Source organism: Acinetobacter sp. CIP 64.7 (genome assembly GCF_000369745.1).
GTDB lineage: Bacteria > Pseudomonadota > Gammaproteobacteria > Pseudomonadales > Moraxellaceae > Acinetobacter > Acinetobacter fasciculus.
In genome coordinates this window covers 390,374-402,066 of the sequence record NZ_KB850179.1, presented here as the reverse complement: position 1 = coordinate 402,066, position 11,693 = coordinate 390,374, and the positions used below count along the sequence as shown (strand labels likewise).

Here is an 11,693-nt window from a genome sequence, read left to right as displayed (position 1 = left end):
ATTTGAATAGGATCGAACAGGGAGCGTAATAATGGGTGCCTTAACAGGATTTCGTGTACTGGATTTAAGCCGGATTTTGGCTGGGCCCTGGTGTAGCCAGATTCTGGCTGATCTGGGTGCAGAAGTGATCAAGATTGAAAAACCGGATCATGGGGATGATACCCGTATCTGGGGACCACCTTGGCTTAAAAACAATCACCAGCAAGATACCCATGAATCGGCTTATTACCTGTCAGCCAACCGTGGCAAGCATTCGGTTGTAATCGATTTATCTACACCTGAAGGTCAAAGTATTATCAAAAAACTTGCTGAACAGAGTGATGTAGTCATTGAAAACTATAAAGCCGGTTCGTTGAAACGATATGGGCTGGATTATGAAAGTCTGAGCCAGCTAAATCCGCGACTGGTATATTGTTCTATTACCGGTTTTGGCCAGAACGGTCCGCGTGCGCAAGAGCCGGGCTATGATTTTATCGTTCAGGGAATGGGTGGCATGATGAGTGTCACTGGCGAACGTGATGACCTGCCCGGTGGTGGCCCACAAAAAGCGGGTCTGGCCTTTGCCGATTTGACCACCGGCTTATATGCCGCAATTGCCATTCAGGCGGCTTTGTTGTCCCGTGAGAAAACCGGTGAAGGTCAGTATATTGATATGGCGCTGCTGGATACCCAGGTTGCTTCCCTCTCTGTTCTGGCCATGAATTATCTCACCTCAGGCAAAGTACCCGGTCGCTTCGGAAACGCGCATGCCAATATTGTGCCCTATCAGGTGTTCAAAGCCCAGGAAGGTGAATTTATTATTGCCTGTGGTAATGATCTGCAATTTCAAGCTTTGTGTCAGGCCGTTGGTCTGGCTAAGGTGGCAGAAGATCCTCGCTTCTTAAAAAATTCTGGACGTGTTACACATCGTGAAGAATTGACCACAGTTCTACAGGCTCATTTCTATACTAGACCGGCAAAAACCTGGGTGGATTTAATCCATGCGGTTAAAGTGCCGGTAGGAATGATCAATGACCTGAAACAGACTTTGCAAGAAGAACAGGTATTGGCACGCGATATGGTGATTCAGATGCCGCATACTTTACGTGAAGATTACACCTCAATCGGTTCACCGATCAAACTCTCCAAGACACCGGTAGAATATAAAAAGGCACCCCCTTGTCTGGGTGAAGATACCGATGCCATTTTGAGTCAATATTTAAGTTCTGCTGAAATAGAAGAACTGAAAAGCAAAAAAGTCATCCAGCAGCGATAAGCCTGCAAGCAATAAAAAAGGAATCTTTCGATTCCTTTTTTATTTTAAATCTAATGGACTAGATCATTCCTTAACAGGCTTTGGCGCTCGGCTGAACAGTACGAGGCAGCTCGCGACGCAGAATTTTTCCTACTGCAGACTTTGGTAATCCAGCCACAAACTCAATGTATTTGGGCAATTTATAACTGGTCAGTTGCTGCTTCAGATAAGTCATGACTTCATCTTGGGTCAGAGTTTCATCCTGTTTCACAATAAATGCCTTGGGTACCTGTCCAGACTTTTCATCATCAATACCAATCACTGCACATTCCAGTATTTTAGGATGTTTGGACAGCACGCCTTCCAGCTCATTGGGATAAACATTAAATCCGGAGACCAGAATCATGTCTTTTTTGCGGTCCAGAATGGTGATATAGCCCTGCTCGTCCATACAACCGATATCACCTGTCAGGAAGAATCCATCTTTGGTAAATACCTGTGCTGTTGCTTCGGGTTGCTGCCAGTATCCTTTCATTACCTGTGGACCACGTATGGCGATTTCTCCAGCCTGATTAAGCTCTACAGGTTTTCCTTCATCATTCAGAATTAGAATTTCAGTTCCTGCCAATGGCAAGCCAATCGTGCCACTAAATCGCCGGCTTAAAGGCGGGTTAAAAGTTGCAGTCGGTGAGGTTTCAGAAAGTCCATAGCCTTCATAAATCTGGCAGCCTGTGACCTCATGCCATAACTCTGCCGTATTTTTTAAAATCGATGCTCCCCCGCCGGTTGTGGTTTTAAGGCTTGAATGATCCAGTTCACGAAAATGTGAATGATGCGCCAAGGCATTAAACATGGTATTCACCCCGGGGAAAACAGTGGGTGGATGTTTCTGGTATTGATCCGCCAAAGCATCCAAATCTCTCGGATTTGGAATCAGCACATTGGCGAAACCTCGGCTCAGACCATAACTGAACAGGCAGATGGTAAATCCATAAATATGATACAGTGGCAAGGCACAGAAAACATATTCATTTTCAGTGGCATAACGGTCACCAAAATGGCTGATAAATACGGTACTGTTTTGGGCGATATTAAATAAAATATTGCGATGGCTCAGTTCTGCACCTTTAGAAACACCTGTGGTACCTCCCGTGTATTGCAGAATGACCGTATCTTCCTGATGTTGTACAGGCGGTTCAAAATCAATAATCTTTACCTGATTTATTGCCTGTCTAAAGTCAGAAAACTGTTTATCCGGATATTGTGCTGCCTGACTATAAATAGCACTTGGCTGCTCTTGAATAAAATCCAGCGGATGCGTTGAAATGACATATTTGAGTTGAGGACATTCATCTAGTGCTGTTAATTGCTCCAAAGTCTGTCCCAAGATAATCAAGGCTTCTGTACCTGAATCCTGTAGCTGATGATAGAGCTCGCGCTGGGTGTACATGGGGTTGACATTGACCAGCACATAACCCGCACGAATAATGGCAAAGGTCGCAATTGGATACTGAATAATATTGGGTAACATCACCGCAATACGGCTGCCAGCAGTCAGCCCAAGACTCTGTAAATAGCTTGCCAGTTTCTGGCTATACACATCGATATCGTGATAGCTGAATTTGCGATCTAGATAGATAAATGCGGTTTTATCCTGAAATTTTACCAAATTCTCAGCAATTATCGTGCTCAGGGTTTTCTCAGGATCTGGCCGGGTAAACTCCGGATTGATATTCCACTTTTTATATTCTTCCATCCATGGCTGACTGCTCATGACTATACTCCTGTCCTGGATTTACAATTATTTTGTATTATTTAAACCATAAGATTTTGATTTTAATTAAATATTTTTACACCACTTTCTGCTGTCTCGATTCAACATACTGGTAGTGATAACCGCTACGAATAAAATGCTGATTTTTATCCCTAAATGAATGAGCATAATCCGGCCAGACCAAAGTCAGCTTACGACTGACCGGGTCCAGATACCAGCTTTTACAGCTTTCCGATAACCAGACACTACCTTGCGAAAGCTGCTGTAGCTCCTGCATATAGCTATTTTCAGCGCTCTGATCCGCTTCGAAAACCTGGATCTGTTCCTGCTCAAAAAACTGCAAGGCATCTAGAATCAGATCAAACTGGGTTTCCAGAAAATAAAGTGCTGAATTATGTCCACTGCCTGTATTTGGCCCATTCAGGATGAACAGGTTTGGAAAATTATGTACGGTCGTTGACTGATAACCCTGCATGCCGCTAGACCATTGTTGTTCCAGACTTAGGCCATGCTTACCGACCACCTTTGCCGCATAAGGTGGGCGTGCTGCTTCAAATCCTGTCGCGAATACGATGATATCTGCAGAAAATTTATTTTCAGCCTGGCTTAATACACTGTCTTTCGTAACTTCTGCCAAGGCTGAATCTTCAAGCGTGACATGCGCTTTTAAAAAGGTTGGATAATAATCATTAGACAGCAATAAACGCTTACAACCAGGTTCATAATTCGGTGTGAGTTTCTGCTGTAATTCAGGATCTGAAATCTGATGTTTTAAGAATTGCAGGCAGTTTTTCTTGACCCGCTCAATCTGGCTTTTCAGATTACGGCGCTGGGCAAAATTGTATTCATTGCCCCAGAACAAGGAATGTCTGAGGGCCGACATACTGTCCGGATCTTTGCGGAAAAGCTGTTTTTCTGACTCAGAATAAGCTCGGTCTGGTCGGGGCAAAATATATGGCGCACTACGTTGCAAGACGGTCAGGCTTTTGGCTGTTTTGGAAATTTCCGGCACAAGCTGGATGGCAGAAGCACCAGAACCCACCACAACGACATGTTGATTTTCCAGATTCAGCTCGTGGTTCCAGCGCGCGGAATGCATCACTTGGCCTTCAAATTCTTCCAGCCCCGGAATTTTCGGGAGATGCTCATCTGCCAGATGCCCGGTTGCGGTAATTAAGATCTCAGCCTGATACAGACCTGTAGAGGTGTGAATTTCCCAGATGCGTTCTCGTGCATTCCAGCTGGCCTTTTCCAGTTGGGTATGAAAATTAATATGGGGCCGGATATTTTCCTGATCACAGCATTGAATTAAATAGCGCTGAATTTCTACCCCTTGTGGAAAGACACGCGACCAGTTGGGATTTTTAATAAACGAGAAAGAATATAAATGGGAAGGTACATCACAGGCGACTCCGGGATAGGTATTGTCACGCCAAGTTCCGCCTACTTCTGCTGCACGTTCAATGATTTTAAAATCGTGGATGCCCTGCTGTTTAAGGCGGATTGCCATTCCCAAACCACCAAAACCGCTGCCTACAATTAGAATCTTGCTGCGCTGTCCTTTAGCTTGCATTATTTATCTCCTTTAAGGCATATAAGGCTGGATTTTTTGATTCACCGGATATTGCTGTGGATGCTGGCTAAACTGGTTTACCAGTTGCACCACTTCGGCTGGCGCTTCGACATAGAGCGCATGTCCTGAAGAAATTTCGATATAGCGACTGTTCGAAATTGAAGCAAACAGCAGTTTAGCTTGCGCTACAGGCACCATGCGGTCTTCACGACAGGCAACGACTAGAGTCTCTGCACAGATGTCAGATAAAGCTGATGTAATATCAATGCGATAATTCAGTTCACGCTGTTTGGCTGCATCTTGGGATGGTTTAACAAAGCGTGCCAGATCCAGCACCTGCTGTTCGCTTCGTGCAGACAGATAATCATCGCTATACAGGCAATAATTGACAAAATGAGGCAAGGCCGCAGATTGTTCAGTAAATAACTGTTGCCAGATAACGGTACGCAGTTGTTGCACCGAGCTAGTTTTGGCCCAACCGGCTAACAGGATCAAACGCGCTACGCGCTGTTTTAAACTGGCTGCTACTTGTGCAGCAATCACTGCACCGAGTGAATAGCCGACCACTGTAATGGTTTCATCTTCTGCAACCACATGCTGAATCAGTGCTTCAACTTGTTGGCTAAAATCGGTCACCTTTAGATCAGCTTTATCGGGGGTATGTAAATCAATGGATAAAACCCGTTGATGAATACCCAGCATCGGAAAAATATAACTGAAATGCTTGTCGGTATTTCCACCGGTGCCATGAATCAGAATAATGGTGGGAAATGCAGAACGCTGTCCGACTTCATGAAAAGTAAGCTGCAGATCAGCATAAGGACACTGTTGAGTAATCATGTCTAAATCCATATAGACTCCTGATCTTGTTATTTTATGGTTTATTCAATATCCGAGAATAAATCTCAATATTTGAATTGGGTGAGGATGCAAAAATTATTAAAAAAGACCCACGACACGAGTATCGTGGGTCAAAAGGTTTAATCGAATTTGAACTCTTCAGGTTCAAGTAAAAACAGGCTTTCACCACCTGCCTGAATATTGGCAAAGTGGGTTGAAGTTCTTGGCAAAATACGTGCAAAGAAGAATTGTGCAGTTTTGATCTTGGCTGCATAGAACGGATCAGTATTGCCTTCTTCAATTTTCTGCTGCGCAGTAATTGCCATTTTCAGCCACAAATAAGCGGACACGACATAACCAGAGAAATATAGGTAGTCAACTGATGCTGCCCCAATTTCATTGGCAGACTGTTGAGCCTGCTCCTGAATGGTTCTGGTTAATTTCAGCCATTGTTCAGTCAACTGGCTGACTTGTGCAACTTGCTGGCTGAACTGGACATGTTGCTGATGCTCTTTTACAAAGCCCTGAATTTCATCGGTTAATGCGGTCAGCAAACCCAATTTTGAGCCCAGCACTTTACGCGCCAGCAAGTCAATGGACTGAATTTCAGTAGTTCCTTCATAGAGGCTGGCAATACGTGCATCACGGGCAATCTGTTCCATGCCATGTTCAGCAATATAACCGTGACCACCGAAAATCTGCATACCATGTTTAGCCGCTTCTATGCCGGTTTCGGTCATTAATGCTTTGGCAATAGGGGTTAATAATGCCAGACGGTCTTCAGCTGCTTTCTTTTCTTCCGGGCTGTCAGTGGCTTCAGCGATATCGGCATAGGTCGCCAGATAATATGCAAGTGCACGTGAACCTTCTGCAAACACCTTTTGAGTCAGCAGCATGTTACGTACTGCCGGATGCACGATAATCGGATCTGCAGGTTGGCCTGGCGCTTTCGCACCTTCAAGTGAACGCATCGCCAGACGGTCTTGGGCATAAGCCAATGCCCCCTGGTAAGAAGACTCTGCTGCTGCCAAGCCTTGAATGGCTGTACCGATACGTGCCGAGTTCATAAAGGTAAACATGCAGTTTAGGCCGCGATTTTCAGGCCCAATCAGGAAACCTTTGGCATTATCAAAATTCAGCACACAGGTTGCGTTACCGTGAATGCCCATCTTGTGTTCAAGAGCGCTACATACCACGCCATTACGGGAAGCCACATTACCAGCTTCATCCAGATTGTATTTCGGCACAATAAACAGCGAAATACCTTTGGTTCCCGCAGGTGCATCTGGCAAACGTGCCAATACGATATGCACGATATTTTCAGCCAGATCATGTTCACCGGCTGAGATAAAGATTTTCTCGCCACTGATGCTATAGCTGCCGTCTTCATTTGGCACTGCTTTGGTACGGATTAAACCTAGGTCAGAACCGGCATGAGATTCAGTCAAGCACATGGTTCCAGTCCAGCGGCCTGCAATTAAAGGTACCAGAAACTTCTGTTTCTGTTCATCGCTACCGTGGTGCTCTAAAGTACGCATGGCACCATGGGACAGGCCTGGGTACATGCCCCAAGACCAGTTCGTTGCGGTAATAATTTCAGAAATGGCAATACGGTATAAGGTCGGGAAGCCCTGACCGCCATATGCTTCGTCACCAGTTAATGAGGTAAAACCGAGTTCTACATATTTGTCATAAGCTGCTTTAAACCCATCCGGGGTAGTTACGACGCCATCCTGCAAACGGCAACCCTGCTGGTCGCCTGTCGCATTAATCGGTAGAAGTTCGTTTTGGCAAAAGTCCGCAGCGACTTCCAGATATTGCTCCATAATATCCATAGAAACCTTGTCTGCGAATTTTGCATAGCCCTGATATTTCTGTTCAACGTTTAACAGGTCTTTCAGGACAAACTTCATGTCTTTTAATGGCGCAATATAATTTCTCATCGTAATTCCCTTGTATGAGTTCTAATTTGTATATTTATGACAATTAATTTCATAATACGAAATTATGTTTTAAATCCACTATAATATAATTTAAAGAATAAAATCTAGTCATTCGATGAAATTTCCCATTTAAAAATAAAAAATATACAGGATGAAAAAAGCCATTCATGGTGGAATGGCTTTTCTATTCAGCGACTTCACTAAAGTTGATTAACGTGGAAAAAATTGAGCTAAACGTTGCTGAACAATCTGCTCTGCCTCCTGCATGATATTTTCGATCAGCGCCTGACAAGTCGGAATGTCATGAATCAATCCCATCACTTGACCTGCAGTCAGTACACCAGCATCAATATCGCCATTTTCTAAAGCGAGCTTGCCTTTTAAACCGCTGACATAGGGACGAATCTGTTCAAATTGCAGGTTTGGATCTTCACTCATTTTCACCACAAGATCAGATACCGCATTTTTGGCAACACGGGCAGTATTCCTGAACTGTCGATACAGCAGATGTGTCGCCCTTTCATCATTATCGACATAGAACTGTTTGATGTTTGAATGGATCGGCGCTTCCTTAGTGGCACAAAAGCGTGTACCCATATTGATGCCTTCAGCACCTAAAGCCAAAGCTGCGACCAGACCACGGCCATCAGCAAAACCGCCACTGGCCACAATCGGCACAGTAAGCTGATCCGCAGCGGCAGGAATTAAAATCAGGCCAGGAATATCGTCTTCACCCGGATGGCCCGCACATTCAAAACCATCAATCGAAATGATATCCGCACCGATTCTTTGTGCTGAAAGCGCATGACGGACGGAAGTACATTTATGAATGACAATAATGCCGTGTTGCTTAAACGCCTCAATATGTTCATGTGGCTTGTTGCCTGCTGTTTCTACGATTTTGATACCGCTTTCAATGATCGCCTGTCGGTATTCTGCATATGGCGGCGGATTCACAGCGGGCAATAAAGTCAGATTGACCGCAAAAGGCTGATCGGTCATTTCTCGGCAGCGTGCAATTTCCTTGACCAAGGCTTCAGGCGTCGGTTGAGTCAATGCCGTTAATGTTCCCAAGCCACCTGCATTAGATACGGCACTGGCCATTTCTGCGGTACCGACCCACATCATGCCGCCCTGAATAATTGGATAGCGAATGCCTAAAAGCTCGGTAATACGGGTCTTAATTTTCATAAATGCTCTCCTTAGCATCCGGTAAATTGTGCAGGGCGTTTTTCGACAAAAGCCTGGACACCTTCTTTATAGTCCTGACTGCTCAGAGCCAGATATTGCAGGTTTTGTTCCAGCTCCAGTTGCTGGTCTATGTTATTTTCAGCACTGCGTTGCAAGGCCTGTTTGGTTAAAGCCAGCGCATAAGTCGGCTGTTGAGATAATCGCTGTGCAATGTCGTCGATATAAGCATCAAATTCTGTATCTGGAAGCATTTTCCAGATCATGCCCATTTCGGCGGCCTCTTTGGCATGCACCGGTTCGCCTAGAAAAGTGAGTGCCATGGCACGTGCATAACCGATTAAACGTGGCAACATCCAGGTGCCACCGGCATCAGGAATCAAGCCAATTTTAGAAAAAGCCTGAATAAATCGGGCACTTTCCTTGGCAATGACCAGATCACAGGCCAGTGCGATATTGGCACCTGCACCGGCAGCCACACCATTCACTGCTGCAATCACCGGTTTGGGACTCTGGCGGATCAGGTTAATCAAGGGATTATAGTATTTGGCCAGCGAGCCTTGCGGTGGCAAAGGCACATTGCCGAGCTGTCCAGCACGTTCTTTTAAATCCTGTCCCGCTGAAAATGCCCGGCCATTACCGCGAATCACAATTACCCGAATATTCGGATCTGTATTCCAGTTTTTCAGCACCTGTTGCACTTCCTCATGCATTTGCTGGTTAAAACTGTTGAGTGAATCCGCGCGGTTAAAGCTTAAGGTTGCGACGCCTTGCTGAACCTGAGTTTGAATCGTTTCCCACATCATCAATTTCCTTATTTTTCCGGTATCCCTACAATTAATAGCCTTTATTGACATCTACCTGATGGCATAAATCCAGCCCGAGATTTAAACGTCGGTCATTTTCTAGAATCTGTTCCACCACCACAGACATAGGTGCATGTGAAGCAACATGTGGTGTAACAACGATCTTTTCATGCTGCCAGAATGGATGTTCAGCAGCTAATGGCTCCTGTTCAAATACGTCGACAATTGCGCCACGGAGATGACCTGAATCCAGTGCATTGAGTAGATCCTGCTCGATTAAATGCTGCCCACGACCCACCTGAATAAGAGCAGCGTGTTCAGGTAACTGTTGAAATAATTCAGCAGAAAGAATACCGGTGTTTTCTTCAGTGAGTGGCAGCAGATTAATCAATATCTGGCTGTGGGCCAGGAACTCGGAAAGCTGTTCTTGGCCTACATAGCTTTTGACCTGAGCAATCTCTTTTGGGGAATTGGACCATCCAGACACCTGATAGCCCATGTCGGCAAAACGTTTTGCCACATAACCGCCCATATGGCCAAGGCCCATAATCCCGATCTGGATATGATGACTATAACTTTGACGATACTGTTTCCATAACTGCTGCTTTTGCTGCTGGATCATGCGGTCAAAATAACGCTGAAAATACAGCACACCCCAAAGCAGATAATCAAACATGCCTTTTTGATGATGTGGATCCAGTACCCGGCAGACTGACTGGTCAGATCTAATCTCGTTTAAATTTAAATGTTCGACTCCTGCAGCAATCGAATGAATCAGACCAAGTTCTGGAAGTTGTCGGAGTTTTTCTAGATCTGGAAACCACGAGGCTGCTGTGGTCGCCAGTTCTGCTTCCGGGCTGTCCAATGTACAAAAACTGCCCTCAGGGGCATATTTCTGAAAAGACTTCACCAGAATTGCTTCAATATTCGGCACAGTACTGGATATCACAATCATGATGCATACTCCGTATATTGATGCTCAATCAAAGACAAAGCGGCCTGCCAGGCACGCTGTAAAATCGGTTCAACTAAAGGACTAGCGAACTGCTTGGCGGTTTTAATTCGTACATCTTCACTTGGATAATGCAGTTCGGCACCGCCGCTTAAGGCCTTCACCTGTGCCTGACAGGCACGCTCTAGAAAATAGATTTCATGAAAGGCCCGTGCAATGGTTTCGCCCGCCGTTAAAAGTCCGTGATTGCGTAAAATCATGGCGCGATGGCCGCCCAGGTCCTGAATCAGGCGTTCTTGTTCATCTGTTGAAAGTGCCACGCCTTCATATTCGTGATAGGCCACCTGCTGATAAAACTTCATGGCGTGCTGGGAAATGGGCAGAAGTCCGTGTTTCTGTGCAGAAACTGCTATGCCATCTGCGGTATGCGTATGAATAACACAGTTCAGATGAGCATGTGCTTCATGAATCGCGGCATGGATGACAAAGCCTGCCATATTCACCGGCTTATCCTGTTCATAGCTTTCTACGACCTGCCCTTCATGATTAATCTTGACCAGCGTTGAGGCACACATTTTTTCAAAAGCGACACCATACTGATTAATCAGAAAACAGTCAGGCTGATCAGGGACTCTTAAACTGATATGGGTATCAATTAAATCAGTCATCCGGTAATGCGCAATAATGCGATAAAGCGCTGCGAGTTCACAACGTGCCTGCCATTCAGCATCTGTGACGAGATTTTTTATTGTCATCGTTCCATCCTGGAAAAATATAGCATTTCGATCACTATCTGTTATATCATAATTTTAGAAAAACAGAATATTATTTCATAAGGCGAAATAAGTCATTACAAGGAGTTGATATGCCAATATCACAATTAAACGGACTTGAATATCTCACCGCAATTAAAAATGGGGAAATTCCCAGTTCAGCCATGAGTGAAATTATTCCCATGCGTCTGACCTTGGTGCGCGAAAACTATGTGGAATATGAGGTGCGTCCTGATCAGCGCCATTACAATTTACAGGGTGGTATTCATGGCGGCTTTTGTGCAACGGTTCTAGATAGTGCGACTGGCGCTGCCGTGCATACGACAGTAGATGCAGGTGTCAGTTTCTCGACCATTGACCTGAATGTGAAAATGCTGAAAGCGATGAAAAGCGGCGAAACTTATACAGCTATTGGTGAAGTCATCCGGATCGGGCGTAATGTACTGACCTCAGAAGGCCGAATTATCGATAAAGAAGGTAAAGTTTATGCCTTTGGGTCGGCAACATTATTAGTCACTGGTCGTAAGTAATCATTACACTGATGTAATCAATCCCTGTATGTGCAGGGATTTTTTTATTTTGAAAAAATCCCAATAAAAAATGCCATGCA

At 44.9% G+C, this 11,693-nt stretch carries 10 protein-coding genes; 2 read left to right on the top strand and 8 right to left on the bottom strand.

Features of this window, described 5'->3' with window-relative positions; translation table 11 throughout:
- Positions 1-31: 31 nt before the first annotated feature.
- Entirely contained in the window at positions 32-1,255 is a 1,224-nt protein-coding gene (locus F890_RS08230) for a CaiB/BaiF CoA transferase family protein (protein ID WP_005266415.1), read from the top strand.
- Positions 1,256-1,325: 70 nt separating this feature from the next.
- Here F890_RS08230 and F890_RS08225 read toward each other — a convergent pair whose 3' ends face one another.
- The 8 genes from F890_RS08225 to F890_RS08190 form a co-directional block, all read right to left on the bottom strand.
- Positions 1,326-3,008 (bottom strand): AMP-binding protein, encoded by a 1,683-nt coding sequence (locus F890_RS08225; RefSeq protein WP_005266412.1) that lies wholly within the window; start codon positions 3,006-3,008, stop codon positions 1,326-1,328.
- A gap of 76 nt (positions 3,009-3,084) precedes the next feature.
- On the bottom strand, positions 3,085-4,581 hold the full coding sequence (locus F890_RS08220; RefSeq protein ID WP_005266411.1) for a flavin-containing monooxygenase: 1,497 nt from the start codon (positions 4,579-4,581) through the stop codon (positions 3,085-3,087).
- Positions 4,582-4,593: 12 nt separating this feature from the next.
- Complete coding sequence (locus F890_RS08215) at positions 4,594-5,433, bottom strand: alpha/beta fold hydrolase (RefSeq protein ID WP_005266400.1); 840 nt, start codon at positions 5,431-5,433, stop codon at positions 4,594-4,596.
- 128 nt (positions 5,434-5,561) lie between these two features.
- Positions 5,562-7,364: an acyl-CoA dehydrogenase C-terminal domain-containing protein gene (locus F890_RS08210; protein WP_004280299.1), complete on the bottom strand. Its 1,803-nt coding sequence runs from the start codon at positions 7,362-7,364 to the stop codon at positions 5,562-5,564.
- 210 nt (positions 7,365-7,574) lie between these two features.
- Positions 7,575-8,555 carry an NAD(P)H-dependent flavin oxidoreductase gene (locus F890_RS08205; RefSeq protein WP_004280300.1) on the bottom strand — a complete coding sequence of 327 codons (981 nt, stop codon included), beginning with the start codon at positions 8,553-8,555 and terminating at the stop codon, positions 7,575-7,577.
- A gap of 11 nt (positions 8,556-8,566) precedes the next feature.
- The gene (locus F890_RS08200; protein ID WP_017397916.1) at positions 8,567-9,355 is read right to left on the bottom strand and encodes an enoyl-CoA hydratase-related protein; all 789 of its coding nucleotides are present in this window, start codon (positions 9,353-9,355) and stop codon (positions 8,567-8,569) included.
- A 34-nt stretch (positions 9,356-9,389) separates the two neighbouring features.
- A complete protein-coding gene (locus tag F890_RS08195) occupies positions 9,390-10,313 on the bottom strand; it encodes a 2-hydroxyacid dehydrogenase (RefSeq protein WP_005266398.1) in 924 nt (307 codons plus the stop codon).
- Positions 10,310-11,065: a class II aldolase/adducin family protein gene (locus F890_RS08190; RefSeq protein ID WP_005266397.1), complete on the bottom strand. Its 756-nt coding sequence runs from the start codon at positions 11,063-11,065 to the stop codon at positions 10,310-10,312. The genes F890_RS08195 and F890_RS08190 overlap by 4 nt, the downstream gene beginning before the upstream one ends.
- A 110-nt stretch (positions 11,066-11,175) precedes the next feature.
- Between F890_RS08190 and F890_RS08185 the strand changes: the two genes are divergently transcribed.
- Positions 11,176-11,613: a PaaI family thioesterase gene (locus F890_RS08185; protein WP_005266396.1), complete on the top strand. Its 438-nt coding sequence runs from the start codon at positions 11,176-11,178 to the stop codon at positions 11,611-11,613.
- The last annotated feature ends 80 nt before the right edge of the window (positions 11,614-11,693 follow it).